The organism is Bradyrhizobium sp. WD16 (assembly GCF_024181725.1).
Lineage (GTDB): Bacteria > Pseudomonadota > Alphaproteobacteria > Rhizobiales > Xanthobacteraceae > Bradyrhizobium_A.
Window position 1 is genome coordinate 4,658,257 of sequence record NZ_CP028908.1, and the last position, 15,958, is coordinate 4,674,214.

A 15,958-nucleotide genomic window follows, 5' to 3' on the forward strand; every position below is an offset into this window, starting at 1 on the left:
ATTTCGGAAGGAGATCACGATCCATGGACTTCGCTTTGCGCGAAAAGCATGTCGAGAGCGAATCTCGCCGCCGTGACCTGCTCGATATTGAGCGCCGCCTTGTCGATCATCCATTCCCGCCGCAGATCGTCCTGGAGAATACTTCGATCTGCAACATGACCTGCATTCATTGCAGTCATCGCGAGCTCAAGCGGGTCAAGCGCCACATGGCTCGCCCGCTTTGGGACAAGATAGTCGAAGAGGTCGGACGCGAACATCCGATGTGTGAAATATGGCCGACCTTCTACGGCGAAGCCCTGATCTTGGGCTACAAGGAGGAGCTCTGGAGCCGGCTCGAATACGCCGACGAAGTAGGGTGCAAGAATCTGGTGCTCAACTCCAACGGCACGCTGCTGGAGCGCTGGGACAACATTGACAAGATTCTCAATTCGCCGCTGCGTCGATTTATCCTAAGTCTGGACGGGCTGTCGAAGGAGGTCTTTGAAAAAATCCGCGTCGGCGGCAAATGGGAAATCGTGTATCCGGCGGTCGAGCGGTTGCTCAAGGAGCGCGCTAAACGCGGGCAGAAGTATCCGGCGATCACCTGCCAGTTCTCCGTCATGAAAGAGAACGCCCACGAGGCCGCCGCCTACCGCAGATACTGGCAGGAGCGGGGCGCGGAAGTAAAGGTTCGCCCGATGCTCGAATGGACGGCGACCGGAACGGTCCGCACCGACACCATCAGCCACGACACCGATTTCCGAATTGCGTGTCCGTGGGGCAACAACACCATGGCCATCCATCAGGACGGCAAGGTTGTTGCCTGCGCCGTCGACTACGAAGGCATGTATACGGTCGGCAATGTCAGCGAGATCAGCGTCAAGAAGGCATGGCGTTTGCTTGGTGAGCGACTGCGCAAGGTTCATCGCGAGCATCGCTGGAAGGATTTGCCGGAGATTTGCAAGGGCTGCGGCGACTGGCAGGTCGCCGGGGCGGAATACGAGGCTGAGCACATCGAGGGTACACGCCCGTTCTGGTATTATGGCGACGCCGAAAATACCCCGCAAAAGGGATTGGCGGGCTGAGCTGCGTTTCTGCATCCCGTCGCCGGAGCTGGCAAAAAATGTCCGACACGCAGATTATTGACCACCAAGGCACCGAGTTTGGACTGCGGCCGGCTGCAGCGCAGTTTCCAATGATGCTTGTGCTGTCGTTCGCTTATCCATGCAATGCGCTATGCCCGCATTGCCCCTACACCAACTCCAACATCCGCAAGGAATATCGCGACGCGCCGTATATGTCGGAGGCAATCTTCAAGAAGATCGCCGACGAGTCGGGTCCGCACGGCGCGTATCTGCGGATTTCCGGCGGCGGCGAGCCGATGCTGCATCCCAAGGCAGCGGAGTTGTTGGTCCATGCCAAGAGCAGAGGCTGCAAGATCGGCCTAATCACCAACGGCTCGAAATTCGACGAGGAGAACTCCCGGGCCCTGCTTGCAGCCGGCGTCGATATGATCGAATTCTCCGTCGACGCGTGCGACGTGGAGACCTACAATCGGGTTCGCAAGGGGCTCGATTGGGACAATCTGAACGAGGCTGTCGAGCGAATGCTGCGTCTGCGGGCGGAGCTCAAGAGCACCTCCAAGATCGTCTGCTCGGCGGTCCATCAGAAGGGTGTCGATATCGACGCGGTTGAGGGCTACTGGGTCAAGGGCAAGGGCCTTGACTACATCATCAAGCGCAAGTTCCTCACCTGGGGCGCCAATACAGAACTCGATAGTGCCCTTTCCGCCGATCCCACGGCCTATCTCACGGCTGGGGAGACGCCGTGTCCCTTTATTTTCGAGCGTCTCAATATCGACAGCCGTGGCAACGTCATGGTGTGTGGCTATGACATTTCAGCGAATACGCGCATGGGCAATGTCACTACGGAATCCATTGGCGAGATTTGGCATGGACCCGGATTCAAATTCTATCGGGACAAGCATCTAGCCGGCAAAGGCAATGATGTTCCGCTCTGCCGTGGCTGCCCGGATTGGAAGTACCGATCGTGGACTCACAATTACTGGAAGGTCCTAGAAAATGCCGAAGCAGAGCGCGTGCGCAAACAGGGTCTCAGCATTCACGACGACTTCCAGGCCATAGTCGAAGATTGATTCGAAAGCATGAGCCTTAAGATTGCGGATTTCCTTTTTTACGGGCCGTTTCAGGTTGCGACGATAAAGGTTCGGGCCAATCAAACGCCTGTCATCTTTGCAATTGTCTGCCGCGCTGGTGATCCGTGGAATCCGACTTTCCGTTTGATCGATATCGGTGCAAGTCCGGCTGAGGGCCTCGTGCTGGCGGAACAGCCGCAACGGACGTTCTGGGATCAGGAAAACGACGGTGAGTTGGAGGCCTATCTGTATGACACGCCGGCAAGTGCGGGTTTCAATGCGGAAAAGCGGACGCAGATCGTCGACGACATTCGGGCCCAGATAGGCCCCCCTCGCGGCACCATCCCGATAAGCGGAGGCTGAGATGACCGGCGGCACCATCGGTCAGATGGTAAATTGGGGCCGTGCGGGCTCTCGCAAGACGGCAGCTCTGCACGGCGCACTGACGCGAATCCTCCCTGCCAGGACCGGACAGTTCATACGTCTGGCCTTGGCCGTTACGCTTATCGCCATGCTGTTTCAATTTGGCGCGATCGCTACCGGCAATCTGGTCACCGTTTTTTCCTCGCCCGGTATTCTTCTGCTCGCCATCTTAGGCAACCTCGTCATCGTGCACGTGGCCATCGCGAAATGGGATCTATTATTGCGGTTGCAGGGCATCCGGATTGGCTTTGTTCGCCTTTGGCGCATCACGTTCATCGCGATGTTCGCCGGTACGTGTCTTCCCGGCGGTATCGGGCAGGACGGGGTTCGTGTGTATTGTGCGACGGGTGAGCCTGGTTGTTCGCTCGGGCCGGCGTTCGCGTCGGTGGTCGCTGATCGCCTTCTTGGCCTCGCCGGTCTGCTCATTGCGGCGGCAATCTTCCTCTTCGTCAAGGCGGAGCGCATGATGAGCTCGCCGGCGCTCCAGGGATTGGCGGTCTTTGTCATCGGAGCCACGGTGGCGGTGTTCGTTTTGCTCGGTGGTGCGATTGCACTAGGATATCATTCGTCCGTGCGCCGTCGGATGCGTGCGTTCCTCGACGCCAACGGCTCGGTGGCGCGTTTGATCGGTCCGGTCATCCAAGCCGGGCGAGCTTATCATACTCATATCTGGGGTATGCTGGTCGGCCTGGCGCTCTCGGTGTTAGTGCATTTGTTGACGGCTTCGGTGTTGATCGTTCTTGCGGAAGCGATCGAATTTCGCGATCTCGACCGCCTCGATATCGGTCTTGCCACCTTGCTGGCGTCGCTCGCCAACGCCATTCCCTTGACGCCGGGCGGCCTCGGGATCGGCGAGGGAGCTTTCGCTCAAATTTGCCAGATGTTGAGTTCGGCGCCGGATGCGATTTCCTACGGGTCGGCTTTTTTCCTGGCGCGCGTCGTCACCACGTTCGTGTCATTGATCGGTGCGATCTCGTACGTATGGCAATCCGACAAGCGTGGGTTTTGTCAGGAAGACGAAGACCGCCGTACTGGGGCGCCATGTGAAGACGCTGATAACGGCCTCAGCCCTTCTGCGCGCCGCCGCGCAGTGGTTGGTTCCAAGATCGTTGTTGACAAAACGGCGGATAGTCGATTCCAGCGAGCGATAAACTGATGCGTCGTCCACGGGGTGGTGTAGCGAACCTCGCCGGTTCGCGCCGGTTGCCGTTCCTTATTCACCTTGCGGCGTTAACGATCGTCTCGATTGCCGCTTTCATGCCGTCCAACGAAATGCTGCTGATTTCGATCGACGGCGAATTCACGCGCGTCACTTCGCTCCAACTTGGTCGATTTGCGGCGTTCTTCCCCGGACTTTCGATGGCCCCGTTCGAGGGGATGGGGACGTTGTTTCACATGAATCCGCTGATCACGCCGAGCCTCGCGATGATCCCTGTGTTCGGCGAAAGGGCCGGAGTGACGCTCGCCTATGCGGTTTCGGCCGGCCTGATGTTCTGCTCCACATTTATACTCGGTCGCGGGCTGACATTTCCGCGTGGCGCGTCGCTGCTTGCGGCATGGACAGTGCCGATTGCGTGTCTGCCCTACAGAAGTTTCACGGGGCTCAACATCATCTACAGCCTCAACACACTCGGTGCAGATAACGTCTCTTTCGCGATGTTGATGATCGCGTTGTTTGCCCGCGCGTTTACCACACGATATGTGAGGGCGAATGCGCTTGCTTTCTTCGTGGTGGGCGTCTGGCTGTTTCTTGCCAATGCCGCTTGGCTCATCCTCTCGTGTCCGATCATGGGACTGTCGATGATGGCCATCCTGTACAGCAACTTCGGGCGAGAACGTTTCGCGCTGAGGGCAGTCTGGCATATTGTTCCGCTGTTGCTGTTCGTCGCCCTCGGCGGTGCCGCATACATCCTTGGAATTTACCTGAACACGGCGGCATCGTTCTTTTTCAACGAGTTGAGCAGCAGCACGGGCGCGCCGGTTTGGCGCTATTGCACGGTCGCCGGAACGGATGACCGCATCTCCATTCTCGGTGGGACCTGGATCTTTCTGGCGCTCAGCGGAGCCGTTCTCGCGATCGGGCGGGGCTCCAGCTTGCTCAGGGCGTTTGCCGTGACGTTTCTGGTGCTCGGCATCCTGTTCTGCGGATACATCTTCGCCTACATGGCGGTGCCGGTTTGGGTGATTCCCTACCCGATTTACTTTGAATTCTTCATGTGGCCGCTCTATTCGCTATTCGGCGCCTATGCCGTGGTCCAACTGGTAGGAGCTATGGCACGCCGATGGCGTGGGAGCGTTCCGCCCCTGATACGGCGCGACTTTCTGCACAGCCCTCCGGTTCGGTTTGCTGCCATCGCGGCTGGGACGGCTGCCGTCGCCGCCTATCTGTGGCTGTTCCCGTTTCGGGTCGGAAATCCGTATTATGAGCGTGCGAAAAGCACTGTGATCACGGCCAGGCTGCAATCCGAGATCGGCGTCAAACCAAACGAAGCATTCAAAGGCTATGTTGCCACCCTCTCAGGTTTCGGGGGCCCCTCCGGTCCGCCAGCGGACTGGCATTCCGTTTTGACGAGTGCGGCCAAGAGCATGTTGGCGTTCGGCAACTATCATCGGTTGCCCTACCTATGGCGTTTCGACATTCCTACCTTTGAACCATATTCGCAGACGGCAGAGCCTGCCCTGTTCGGCCTTGTGACGCGCCTTCTCGATCGTCCTCAGGAAAAGCAAATCCGCAATATCCTGATCGTGACGCAGGCCCGCTATCCGCTGATGGAGAGTCTCGGTATCCGATATCTGATCACGGATTATCCGCTCGCCGCGCCCGCGGAACTAGTTGATCGGATAGCGCAGTCCGACACCGTGCAATTTCTGTTTCGGTTGCCAGATCCGAATCTCGCGACCTATGCGCCGACCGAAGTCGTGGTGGCGGACAACGCCACTGAGGTCTTGCGCAGGCTCGCCCAGCCGCAATTCGACTTCCACAAGACCGTCGTTCTCGGAGAGAACGTCGAGCAGCCCCTTCAGGCGGTCGTGATGTCCAAAGCCAGTCTTGTGCGGGGGGGCTGGCGTATCGCGGCGCAAAGCAATGGACGATCCCTGCTGCTTGTGCCGTTGCAGTTCAGCCATTGCCTCGAGATTCGCTCACACCAAGCAGGTGGCGGCAGAGTGATTTCCGTGCAGCGCGCAAATCTTGCTAGCACGGCGGTGGTGTTTGAAGGATCGATCGACATCGACCTGTCGTTGCGGCTCTCCCCAGTCTGGCGCCCCTTTTGTCGCATGCAGGACGCCCGTGAAATGCATCGCTTCGGCCTTGCCGAAATACCGAAGGTAGTGGAGGGCCAGCCCTGACAGGCGCAGGGAGCCATCGCCGAAAGTTGGTGACGGCGGGGAGGCGGCATATCGTCGGAGGCTTGAGGCCTTCACTTCTCCGCCGAGCGAGCGAGATGTCGTGCGGAAAGATTGCGTCATCAATCTGATTCAGCCAGGAAGCGTTGACGACCGGCTCACGAGGCGCGACAGCAGATCGAGGGGACCGGACTGGCGCGGCGATGTTGTCGGCGGTGAACAGCTGGTCGACGAGCGCAGGCTCAGGCTCAGGCTCAGGCTCAGGCTCAGGCTTCGCGGTTCCGGTCCGGCGGGACCGCCGCCGGCCGGTTCCGCGCGCCGGTTCTGGTCGTCACCAGCCGCAGCCGGCGCCGAAGCTGAGGAACGGAGCGGCAGGTCCGTAGCCGTAGCTGTCGCCATAATAGGGCGGATAGCAGAAGCGCGGCGGCGGGTAGGGGCGATAGCCGTCGTAAGGCAGGGTGCGACGGGAATGATGGTAGCGATAATACCGATGGTGGTGATGGCGGCGGCTGGCGCTGAACTCGCTCGGCGCCGCACCCGGCAGGTCCGAGGATGCGTGCGAGACGGCAACCGGAGCGCAGAGCGAGACGGCGGTCGCCAGCGCCATCGCGCAGACCAAAGATCGCATTGCAACACCTCCCTGACGGGTGAAGATCGCATTCGCCTCGCGGCAGTGTTCCGCAACCGCGCCCCGGGGGCAAGCCCCGGACGCAACTGGCGCCGCTCGCGGCCGGCCTGGGCGCGGCCGCGCGCTGACGGTCAGGCAGGCTCCGGCTCTCCGCCTCGATCAGCAAAGTGCGGCGCGTCAGGACGGTCATTTCCGTCTCCCTCGGAGCGCATCGAGCCAACTTCGAAGAGGCGGGGCGGTTGCCGCGCGGGACGGCCGGTCACGAGCGTTCCGCCGCTCAGCTCGGCGGGAGCAATAATCCTGCTCGCCGGTGGAACCGCCGGCCACGGCTGCCGATTGATTGCCTGCTTCCCACGGCTTTACGGCTGTGGCGGGCAAGCTGGCCGGTGCCGGGGACACCTCAGCCCCGAGCACCTCGATCTCCGGTGCCGGCCACCTCTGTCGGCGAGCGCGTATCATGCCTGGGCCTTCGATCGTTCCGGAGCACGACGAGACCGTCTATCTCGTGCTCGATGACCACGGTCCGCACGGCATGGCCTACGCCGAGGCAGCCCCGAGCATGGCGGACCGCGAGAGCGTCATCGCCGATCTGATCGATGGGCAGTTCACTCGTCCGGTTCGCGTCGTCGCGTTCAATATCGGCCGCAACTGGTCGGACGACGTCTCGCGCGAGATCGCCGAAGAGATCCAGAAAAGAGTGGAATACCTCGATCTGACCGATCCGGTCAGGTCGTTCATCGACTACCACACCGGATCGGATCAGTTGTCGCTGCGGCTGCGGTGAGGGCGCAGAGGGCGTCTGTTCGACCGAGCGCCTTCTCCCGTCGTTCTCGCGCCACCCGGTCTCAAGGCCGGCAGCACCGAGGTCGAATCCGAAAGGTGCTAGTGTTCCGTCTCGCAAATCAGTTTAAATAATCTTGGTTGCTTCGGGCAAGCAGGAGCTGAGAGGATGGCGCGTCCCGTCAAGGTACTTACCGCCGATGCGGAGACACGGGCTGAACTCCAACGGAGGGCCAATGCTCCGACCAGTGCGCATCGCGATCGTTTTCGAGCAAAAATTATTCTGCTGCGTCTGGAGGGGGTGAAAATCGAGCTCGTCGCCGAGCAGATGGATACATCGATGCCAACGGTGTCGACATGGTCCAGCCGGTTCGAGGCACACGGGCTCGACGGCCTCGACGACAAGGGCGGACGCGGACGCAAGCCCTCGATTACAGAGAAGAAAATCGAGCGTGTCATCACCGATGCCACGCGTCCGCCGAAGAACCGCAAGCGTTGGAGCGTGCGCAGCATGGGCCGCCATGCCGGAGTATCGCACAGTACTGTGCAGCGGATCTGGTCAAAGAATGACTTGAAGCCCCACATTGTAAAGACGTTCAAGCTCTCGAATGATCCGGAGTTTGAGAAAAAGTTCTGGGACGTGATCGGGCTCTACCTCGATCCGCCAGCGAAGGCGCTGGTGTTATGCTGCGACGAGAAGAGCCAATGCCAGGCTCTGGAACGCACTCAACTTGGCTTGCCGCTTGCCCCGAAGCGTCCCCGGACAATGACTCACGATTACACCCGGCATGGCACGATTACGTTGTTTGCTGCCCTCGATGCGATGAAAGGCAAGTTGATCGCGCGCACCGAGGCGCGTCACACTCACATCGAATGGCTCAGGTTCCTGAAACAGATCAATCGCGAAACGCCCGAGGAACTCGACATCCATCTGATCCAGGACAACTATGCCACGCATAAGCATCCAAAGGTCAAGGCTTGGCTCGCCCGTCACCCGCGCTTCAAGTCGCACTTCACGCCGACATCTTCGTCCTGGATGAACCTCGTCGAACGCTTCTTCGCTGATTTAACCGCCGACGTGATACGCTCGGGCAGCTTCGCTTCCATCGGCGAACTCGTCCGCGACATCGAAGCCTATCTCTCCGATCGCAATGCCGCCCCGAAGCCCTACACGTGGAGGGCCGAGGGCGCGGCCATCCTCGAAAAAATCAACCGCGCCCGCGCCGCCCTCGACAAAATCGAGGCAGCGTGAGTTATTGCAAGGCAATTGAGAGTCAGGACACTAGGAGGTTTCCGCTTGCAGCTTCAATCGACGATTACCTGCCCCAGATGCAGCCACGAGGCCGTGGAGACCATGCCGGCCGACGCCTGCCAACAAACGACGAGCACCTTGCCGTCAACGTCGGTAGCGTTGCGCATCGACCAATGCGGCGTTGATGCAAATCAACCTCTGGGAGGCATTCGCGTGAGAGCCTGGCCGCAACAATCAGGCGTGCTCTCTCAGGCGTGCTCTCAATGTCCCGGACACCCTCTGAGCAATATCGCGTCTACAACGTGTGGGACGCCCCGACGCGGTGGTTCCATTGGATCAACGCACTCAGCGTGCTCGGCTTGATCATCGTCGGCGTTGTGCTGCTGAACGATGACACGCTTGGACTTTCGGCCGGCGGCAAAGTCCAGCTCAAGCAGATCCACGTAGCGCTCGGCTACGTCATGGCGTTGAATTTGATCTGGCGCTTTGTTTGGGCCTTCCTCGGAAACCGCTATGCGCGATGGCGTGCGATGTTGCCCTACGGGCCTGGCTACTGGGGCGCATTGCGCAGCTATGCCACGGCTTTCCTTTCCGGCGAGCCGCAACAATATGCCGGGCACAATCCGGCGGCGCGCATCGCGATCGTCCTTATACTGCTTCTGCTCGTCCTCCAGACCGCGACGGGATTGATCCTGGCCGGGACTGACCTGTTCTGGCCGCCGCTCGGCGGATGGTTCGCCGGCTGGGTTGCTTCGACCGGTGTCGATCCGGCGTCGGTTTCGCCGCTGGCGTCGGATACGATGGATCAGGCTGCTTACAAGGCAATGCGCGCCTTCCGGTCCCCCATCGTGACGATCCACTTGTACGCGTTCTATGCGCTTGCGGCCGTCATTCTGACCCATCTCGCTGCGGTCATCGTGACCGAGATCCATGAGGGCGGCAGCATCACGTCGGCGATGTTCACTGGCCGTAAGATTCTCAACCGGCCGCCGCAAGACGTATAGGCCCGAAGAGAGGCCGGTCGGCTGAGGTGGACCCGAGCATGGCGGCTCGCGAGAGAGCCGCCGCCGACTTGATCGACGGGCCGTTAGCCGAAGAGCTTCCGCGCTTTCCGGTCAGCGAGGGCGGTCGAAAGAAAAAAAAGGGTGAGGCCGTTACCCTTAGCGTGACCTCGGCTGTTCTTGCCTGACCATCGGTAAAGCTAAGCGATTGATTTATTTGGTGAGCGCGGAGGGACTCGAACCCTCGACCCCATGATTAAAAGTCACGTGCTCTACCACCTGAGCTACGCGCTCACTCGCCCCGGTGTGTAGGGGCCGGGTCCCTTGCGGTCAATAGTGTGGCGCGGTTTCCACCCCGGCCGGTGGCTGCCAGCCCCTTGACCGTCCACAACAATCCGCCGGTCGGGGCGGAACAGCCGCCGTTGCGCGCCGGCCCATGGACCTCCGGCGGGCCGCCTGGACCGCCGGCCCCGCTTCAGGACGCCTCGCTGCGGATGTCCGAGGCCACCGCCGGCGGGGCGCTGACGCTGCCGGGCAGGGGCAGGGCGACCTGGCGCAGGCCGATCAGCTCGGCGGTGCGGATGCCGGTCTCGCGCCAGAAGGTGAAGGCGTTGAGCTTCGAATTCTCCAGCAGCGCGATCGCCACCGCCGACAGGAAGGGCAGGCTCTGCAGCAGCAGCACGCCGGCGAAGATGTAGATCTCGGTGATCTGCTTCTGGCTGTTGGTGATGATCAGCACCGCGGCGCCGGCCCACAGCAGCACCCCGATCACCGCCTCCCAGAACGCCTGGAACTCGACCGACATGCGCGACAGGCCGCCCTTGGACGTGCGGGCGAAGGGCAGGTGCTCGGTGATCAGGCCGTTGGCGACGGCGCGCGCCACCGTCCATTGCACCGACATCGCCGCCACCATGGCGCCCAGCATCTGGCCGATGCCGATCTTGACCCGCAGCCGGTAGAGCACGAGGAAGTGCATCGCCGAGACGATGAACGAGACGGCGATCGGCAGCGTCAGGATCTTGTCGGGAATGGCGATGTCGGCGAAGGCGACGATCGGCACCCAGACGAGGTTGAGGATCGCCACCACGACGCCGAGGCTCTCGGCGCCGAGCCAGTTCAGCCAGCCCAGGGTGAATTCGCGCTTCTGATCGGGGGTCAGGCGGCTGGCGCCGGGCAGGAAGCGCCGCCAGTGCTTCTTGACGATCTGGAAGCCGCCATAGGCCCAGCGGTGGCGCTGCTTGCGGAACGCCTCATAGGTGTCGGGCAGCAGGCCGAAGCCGTAGCGCTTGGTGGTATATTGGGTGGTCCAGCCGTTCTCGATGATGGCGAGGCCGAGGTCGGTGTCCTCGCAGATGGTGTCGCCGGCCCAGCCGCCGGCCATGTCCATGGCGGCGCGGCGGATCAGGCACATGGTGCCGTGGACGATGATGGCGTCATATTCGTTGCGCTGGGCCATGCCGATGTCGAAGAAGCCGGCATATTCGCCGTTCATGATGTAGTGCATCAGCGACCTGCCGCCGTCGCGGTGGTCCTGCGGCGCCTGGACGAGGCCGACCCGCGGGTCGGCGAAGGCGGGCACCAGCTCCTTGAGCCAGTCCTCGGTCACCACATAATCGGCGTCGATGATGCCGATGATCTCGGCATCGGGGGCGGTGCGGGCCATGGCGATGCGCAGCGCGCCGGCCTTGAAGCCCTGGACCTTCTCGGCATTGATGAAGACGAAGCGCTCGCCCAGCATCCGGCAGTGGTCCTGGATCGGCTGGGTGAAGGCGGGGTCGGGGGTGTTGTTGATGATCACCACGCATTCGAAATTCGGGTAGTCGAGGCGAGCGATCGCATCGAGGGTCTGCTTGAGCATCTCCGGCGGCTCGAAATAGGCCGGGATGTGGATCGACACCTTGGGGTAGACGCCGTCCCTGGGCGGCGGCAGGCCGTCCTTGATCAGCCGCCGGGGCGGACGGCCGAAGGCGATGGTCGCGATCTCCTCGATCCGCGCCACGGCGATGACGATCAGCGGCACCAGCAGCACGAGGCCGAGCGTCAGGGCGAAGGCCGAGCCGAAGACGAAGTAATGGCCCTTCCAGTAGGCGAACACCGTCGAGGTCCAGGCGCCGACGCCGCAGGCCGCGGCCGACAGCACCGCCGCCTGCAACGCGGTCGGCCGTTGGAGGCGCAGGATCGGCAGCGACATCAGGATGCCGACCAGGATGGCGAGGGTGGCGAGCTTCCAGTAGTCGGGGTCGACCACCGGGCCGGTCCAGGCGAATTTCGGTTCGCGCGCGGCGTTGAAGATGCCCCAGTAGGGACCGACGCCGCCCTCGAAGAACTTCCAGGGCTGATCGATCGCCTCGACGATGTTGTATTCCATGCCGATGGCTTCGGCGCGGCTGACGAAATTGCGCAGCGTCACCGCCTGCTCGAACGGTCCGGGCGTGCCGGCCCGCAGATTGTAGCCGGCGCTCGGCCAGCCGAATTCGGCGATGACGATGCGCTTGCCGGGGAAGGCGTCGCGCAGCTTCTGGTAGATGATCATCGCCTGGTCGACGGCCTGCTTCTCCGAGAAGCCTTCCCAGTAGGGCAGGATATGCGCGGCGATGAAGTCGACCGAGGAGGCGAGCTCGGGATGCTCGAGCCAGATGTTCCAGATTTCGCCGGTCGTCACCGGGACATTGGTCGACTTCTTCACCCGCTGGATCAGCTGGATGAGGTCCTCGACCTTCTGCTCGCCGCGATAGATGGTCTCGTTGCCGACGACGATGCCGTTGACGTTGCTGTTGCGCTTGGCGAGCTCGAGGGCCGACTGGATCTCGCGCTCGTTGCGTTCGGTGTGCTTGTCGATCCAGGCGCCGACCGTCACCTTGAGCCCGGCCTCGTGGGCGATCGGCGGCACCAGTTCGACGCCGCCGGTGGAGGAATAGAGGCGGATGGCGCGGCTGATGGTCGACAGCGTCTTCAGGTCGGAGCGGATCTTCTCCACCGTCGGGATGTTGTCGACATCCGGGTGGCCGGTGCCATCGAACGGCGCATAGGAGACGCTGGGCAGGATGCCGCCGAAGTCGGGCGCCTGCTGCTTGTCGCGAAGCACGCCCCACAAGGCGGCGTGGACGGCGGTGACGAGAACGAGGACGGCGACAACTGCGCGCATTCGCGACGAACCATACGGGACTGTCTTGTCGGGTCGCGAACCCGTCCCCAGCGGTTCGCACGCGGCTCATGGCATGCTCAGGCCATGCGACTTAACAACTCGGCTTTAACAACTCGTATGGCGCCGTGGCCTTTTCAGGGCGCGGCATCATGCGCCATGCAAAAAAGGTTCCGGCCCGTTCCGGTGCCGCGCCGCGCGTTTTTCGCGGCGCGATCTATTTCGCCGGTGCAGGCGCGGCAGGTGCCGGAGCGGGTGCGGCCGGCGCCGGAACAGGAGCGGGCCCTGTTGCAGCCGCGGCCGGCTGAGGCTGCGCGTTCGGATTGACCCAGCAGGCGTGCACGCGGTTCGTCAGGCTGTCCGGGACCTTGGAATCGATGGTGCCGCCGAACCGGGTCAGGCAGCGGAAGGCCGCCTGGATGTGCCCGCCGGGGCAACCGAAACGGTCGTAGAGATCGAGATGGCGGAAAGCGGTGTCGAGATCGTCGCGCCACATCAGGCTGACCACCCGCCGGCCGAGCCAGACGCATTCGGGGTTGCCGGCCGGCCCGTTGATCGCCTGCGCGGCCTCGGCATATTCGTCGACCTTGCGCTGGCCATCCTTGGCGGCCGCAGCGGCGTCACCCTGCGCCGGCGGCTTCTGCTGATCCTGCGCCTTGAGGTCGCCGCTCTGGGCGATGGCGGCTCCGACACCGACCACCAGCGCGGCGCAGGACAGGGCGATGGCCCGGCAGGCCGCGACACGAAACTCAGTCAACGAACGCATGAAGTCCCCGACAAATTCGACTGCGGCACGCCCGCCGGTCCCGACCGATAACTGACGGCCCGGACCGCTTGCGTCGCCGTGGAAATGGGTCCCCAATGCGGCGACCACGCGTCGGCCGCATCCCCGGATTCCCATGCCGGGAATTTTTGATTTTGTCCAGCAAAGTCGGAAGTTTATGGCTCGTCTCCGGCGATTTGCCGGCGCAGTTGCGTTCAACACGCCGCGCGCGGGGACCGAAGCAGTGCCACAGCCCCGGTGAATGGCGGCTGAACGTGGTTGTCCACCGCTGATCGGGTGCGGCGGTCGACCGCAGGCGCGGTCTTGTCGCGATTCTTTGCTATGGCTTGGCAGATTCGCGCCGACCGGCTAATCGACCGGGACCGCCGGAGGACCTGCCAATTTCTTTTCGTCTGCCGTTCACGCTGCTCCTGATCTCCCTCAGCACTGTCGTTGCCGTCTGGTGGTGGCTCGCCGCCCCGGTGTCGCTGCCCCGCGCGCCGATCGATCCGGCGGCCAAGCTGGAATGTGTGTCCTACGCCCCGTTCCGGGGCGACCAGAATCCGCTCGAGCTGACGATGCGGGTCTCGGCCGAGCAGATCGCCGAAGACCTCGCCCAGCTCGCCAAGATCACCAACTGCGTGCGCACCTATTCGGTCGACAACGGTGTCGATCAGGTCGCCGGCCTCGCCAAGAACGCCGGGCTGAAGGTGATCCAGGGCATCTGGCTCGGCTCCAATGCCGCGCGGAACAGGGCCCAGATCGCGACCGTCGTCCAGCTGGTGAAGGACTATCCGGACGTCATCACCTCGGTGGTGGTCGGCAACGAGGTGCTGCTGCGGGGCGAGATGACCGCCTCCGATCTCGCCGCGCTGATCCGCACGGTGAAGGCCCAGGTCAGCGTGCCGGTGACCTATGCGGATGTCTGGGAATTCTGGCTGCGCTATCGCGAGGTCTATGACGCGGTCGATTTCGTCACCATCCATATCCTGCCCTATTGGGAGGATTTCCCGGTCCGCGCGAAATGGGCCGCGGCCCATGTCGATGCGATCCGCAAGCGCATGGCGGTGGCGTTTCCCGACAAGGAAATCCTGATCGGCGAGACCGGCTGGCCGAGCGCGGGACGGATGCGCGAGGGCGCGCTGCCGTCGCGCACCAATCAGGCGCGGGTCGTGGCCGAGATCCTCGATCTCGCCAAGCGCGAGGGCTTCCGCGTCAACCTGATCGAGGCCTATGACCAGCCCTGGAAGCGGCGGCTCGAGGGCACCGTCGGCGGCTATTGGGGCCTGATTGACGGCGATTCGCGGGCGCTGAAATATCCGCCCGGCGTGCCCATCAGCAACTATCCCTATTGGAAGTTGCAACTCGCCGCCGGCCTCGTGCTGTCGATGGCGGTGTTCGGCGCCGCCTTCTTCAGGTCCCGGCGCAAGCCATGGTCGCCGCGGGTGTCGTCATGGATCGCGGTGGCGATCTCGGCGACGGTCGCAGGCTCGCTGTTCGGCATCGCCGTCGACAAGCTGCTGTACGAAGGGCTGGACGGCAGCTGGGTGCAATGGGGGCTGCTGCTCGCCGCCGCCGTGATGGCGCCGATCCTGTCGGCGACAGCGTTGATGTCCGGGCTGCCGCTGCCGACCTTTCTCGAGGTGGTCGGGCCACGCCAGCAGCGCACCAACAGCCGTGTCGTCGCCGCCCTCGGCGTGACCGTGATCGTCACGGCACTGATCGCGGCCGAATCCGCGCTCGGCTTCGTGTTCGACCCGCGCTACCGCGATTTTCCCTTTGCCGCGCTGACCATGGTGGTCATCCCGTTCACGGCGCTGATGCTGCTCGACCGGCCGCGCAAGGGGCACCGCCCGATCGCCGAATCGTGCTTCGCCGGGCTCCTCGTCCTGTCGGTGGTCTATATCGGCTTCAACGAGGGGACGGCGAACTGGCAGTCGCTGTGGACCTGCGGCGCCTATCTGCTGCTCGCGCTCACGCTGTGGCGGGCGCGGGTCGGGCAAAACCAAGAATGAGCAGGCCGATCGCGATCCCCGACAGCGCAATGTTGTAGAGGACGATGCCGAAACCGGCCATCACGACGCCGGCGGTGAGGGTGACGATCGAGGGCCGCACGAGGTGCAGCGCCGCGATCACCAGCGCGGTGATGCCGAACACCGAATGGCGGAACAGGGCGGTGGCCAGCAGCCGCGTCTTGCATAGCGCGGTCTGCAGGCCGGCATCGCAGGCCAGCGCCACCGGCGAATATTCGACGGCGAGATAACGGATGTAGAGCGCATAGCCGACCGTGGAGAAGCCGACGATGAGCAGCCACTGCACCTGAAAGGCGGAGAGGCGGAACGGTTCTTTCATCATGTGCTAGTACCCTTGTTTCCGAAGTTCGTGAGTCGGTTGCGGCATCTTCCGGACACGAACTTCGGAAACAAGAGGGTACTAGAATCATAAATTTGCTAGTGCCCTTTGCTTTCCGAAGTTCGTGTAAGAGGTCGC

13 protein-coding genes and 1 tRNA gene are annotated in these 15,958 nt (G+C 62.6%); 9 read left to right on the forward strand and 5 right to left on the reverse strand.

All coding sequences use genetic code 11. The annotated features are described in order from the left end of the window. Nucleotides 1–23: 23 nt before the first annotated feature. Genes DB459_RS21565 through DB459_RS21585 form a run of 5 tightly spaced genes read left to right on the forward strand, consistent with a single transcriptional unit; the run spans nucleotide 24 to nucleotide 5,905 of the window. Nucleotides 24–1,064, forward strand: a complete 1,041-nt coding sequence (locus DB459_RS21565; RefSeq protein ID WP_253707617.1) for a radical SAM/SPASM domain-containing protein — start codon at nucleotides 24–26, stop codon at nucleotides 1,062–1,064. Between the two features lie 38 nt (nucleotides 1,065–1,102). After that, nucleotides 1,103–2,134: a radical SAM/SPASM domain-containing protein gene (locus DB459_RS21570; protein ID WP_253707619.1), complete on the forward strand. Its 1,032-nt coding sequence runs from the start codon at nucleotides 1,103–1,105 to the stop codon at nucleotides 2,132–2,134. 9 nt (nucleotides 2,135–2,143) lie between these two features. After that, the gene (locus DB459_RS21575; RefSeq protein WP_253707621.1) at nucleotides 2,144–2,497 is read left to right on the forward strand and encodes a hypothetical protein; all 354 of its coding nucleotides are present in this window, start codon (nucleotides 2,144–2,146) and stop codon (nucleotides 2,495–2,497) included. 1 nt (nucleotide 2,498) lies between these two features. After that, nucleotides 2,499–3,713 (forward strand): lysylphosphatidylglycerol synthase transmembrane domain-containing protein, encoded by a 1,215-nt coding sequence (locus DB459_RS21580; RefSeq protein ID WP_253707623.1) that lies wholly within the window; start codon nucleotides 2,499–2,501, stop codon nucleotides 3,711–3,713. Next, complete coding sequence (locus tag DB459_RS21585; protein ID WP_253707626.1) at nucleotides 3,713–5,905, forward strand: hypothetical protein; 2,193 nt, start codon at nucleotides 3,713–3,715, stop codon at nucleotides 5,903–5,905. Before DB459_RS21580 ends, DB459_RS21585 begins: the two co-directional genes overlap by 1 nt. 328 nt (nucleotides 5,906–6,233) lie before the next feature. Here the strand turns inward: DB459_RS21585 and DB459_RS21590 are convergent, their stop codons facing one another. Continuing rightward, complete coding sequence (locus DB459_RS21590) at nucleotides 6,234–6,530, reverse strand: hypothetical protein (RefSeq protein ID WP_253707628.1); 297 nt, start codon at nucleotides 6,528–6,530, stop codon at nucleotides 6,234–6,236. 457 nt (nucleotides 6,531–6,987) lie between these two features. Here DB459_RS21590 and DB459_RS21595 point away from each other — a divergent pair, with 457 nt between their 5' ends. The 3 genes from DB459_RS21595 to DB459_RS21605 all read left to right on the forward strand — a co-directional run bounded on the left by DB459_RS21595 (nucleotide 6,988) and on the right by DB459_RS21605 (nucleotide 9,566). Beyond that, complete coding sequence (locus DB459_RS21595; protein WP_253707630.1) at nucleotides 6,988–7,314, forward strand: hypothetical protein; 327 nt, start codon at nucleotides 6,988–6,990, stop codon at nucleotides 7,312–7,314. Between the two features lie 165 nt (nucleotides 7,315–7,479). Then, nucleotides 7,480–8,562 (forward strand): IS630 family transposase, encoded by a 1,083-nt coding sequence (locus DB459_RS21600; RefSeq protein ID WP_253706553.1) that lies wholly within the window; start codon nucleotides 7,480–7,482, stop codon nucleotides 8,560–8,562. A gap of 263 nt (nucleotides 8,563–8,825) precedes the next feature. Then, nucleotides 8,826–9,566, forward strand: coding sequence for a cytochrome b/b6 domain-containing protein (locus DB459_RS21605; protein WP_253707640.1), 741 nt, complete (start codon nucleotides 8,826–8,828; stop codon nucleotides 9,564–9,566). 215 nt (nucleotides 9,567–9,781) lie between these two features. On the opposite strand, the gene DB459_RS21610 is transcribed toward DB459_RS21605, so the two are convergent. From DB459_RS21610 to DB459_RS21620, 3 genes are all read right to left on the reverse strand, one after another. Then, a tRNA-Lys gene (locus DB459_RS21610) sits at nucleotides 9,782–9,857 on the reverse strand. Nucleotides 9,858–10,038: 181 nt separating this feature from the next. Continuing rightward, on the reverse strand, nucleotides 10,039–12,708 hold the full coding sequence (locus DB459_RS21615) for a glycosyltransferase (RefSeq protein ID WP_253707642.1): 2,670 nt from the start codon (nucleotides 12,706–12,708) through the stop codon (nucleotides 10,039–10,041). A gap of 214 nt (nucleotides 12,709–12,922) precedes the next feature. Then, nucleotides 12,923–13,471: a beta-1-3, beta-1-6-glucan biosynthesis protein gene (locus DB459_RS21620; protein ID WP_253707644.1), complete on the reverse strand. Its 549-nt coding sequence runs from the start codon at nucleotides 13,469–13,471 to the stop codon at nucleotides 12,923–12,925. 392 nt (nucleotides 13,472–13,863) lie between these two features. Here DB459_RS21620 and DB459_RS21625 point away from each other — a divergent pair, with 392 nt between their 5' ends. Next, the gene (locus tag DB459_RS21625; protein WP_253713656.1) at nucleotides 13,864–15,483 is read left to right on the forward strand and encodes a beta-(1-6) glucans synthase; all 1,620 of its coding nucleotides are present in this window, start codon (nucleotides 13,864–13,866) and stop codon (nucleotides 15,481–15,483) included. Here DB459_RS21625 and DB459_RS21630 read toward each other — a convergent pair. Then, nucleotides 15,443–15,823 carry a hypothetical protein gene (locus tag DB459_RS21630; protein ID WP_253707646.1) on the reverse strand — a complete coding sequence of 127 codons (381 nt, stop codon included), beginning with the start codon at nucleotides 15,821–15,823 and terminating at the stop codon, nucleotides 15,443–15,445. The genes DB459_RS21625 and DB459_RS21630 overlap by 41 nt on opposite strands. Nucleotides 15,824–15,958: the final 135 nt, after the last annotated feature.

Excerpts from the sequence above, each read along its gene's own strand:
- DB459_RS21605 (WP_253707640.1), top strand. The coding sequence starts at position 8,826 with ATGTCCCGGACACCCTCTGAGCAATATCGCGTCTACAACGTGTGGGAC.
- DB459_RS21620 (WP_253707644.1), bottom strand. The coding sequence starts at position 13,471 with ATGCGTTCGTTGACTGAGTTTCGTGTCGCGGCCTGCCGGGCCATCGCC.
- DB459_RS21585 (WP_253707626.1), top strand. The coding sequence starts at position 3,713 with ATGCGTCGTCCACGGGGTGGTGTAGCGAACCTCGCCGGTTCGCGCCGG.
- DB459_RS21600 (WP_253706553.1), top strand. The coding sequence starts at position 7,480 with ATGGCGCGTCCCGTCAAGGTACTTACCGCCGATGCGGAGACACGGGCT.
- DB459_RS21570 (WP_253707619.1), top strand. The coding sequence starts at position 1,103 with ATGTCCGACACGCAGATTATTGACCACCAAGGCACCGAGTTTGGACTG.
- DB459_RS21580 (WP_253707623.1), top strand. The coding sequence starts at position 2,499 with ATGACCGGCGGCACCATCGGTCAGATGGTAAATTGGGGCCGTGCGGGC.
- DB459_RS21575 (WP_253707621.1), top strand. The coding sequence starts at position 2,144 with ATGAGCCTTAAGATTGCGGATTTCCTTTTTTACGGGCCGTTTCAGGTT.
- DB459_RS21615 (WP_253707642.1), bottom strand. The coding sequence starts at position 12,708 with ATGCGCGCAGTTGTCGCCGTCCTCGTTCTCGTCACCGCCGTCCACGCC.
- DB459_RS21565 (WP_253707617.1), top strand. The coding sequence starts at position 24 with ATGGACTTCGCTTTGCGCGAAAAGCATGTCGAGAGCGAATCTCGCCGC.
- DB459_RS21595 (WP_253707630.1), top strand. The coding sequence starts at position 6,988 with ATGCCTGGGCCTTCGATCGTTCCGGAGCACGACGAGACCGTCTATCTC.
- DB459_RS21590 (WP_253707628.1), bottom strand. The coding sequence starts at position 6,530 with ATGCGATCTTTGGTCTGCGCGATGGCGCTGGCGACCGCCGTCTCGCTC.
- DB459_RS21630 (WP_253707646.1), bottom strand. The coding sequence starts at position 15,823 with ATGATGAAAGAACCGTTCCGCCTCTCCGCCTTTCAGGTGCAGTGGCTG.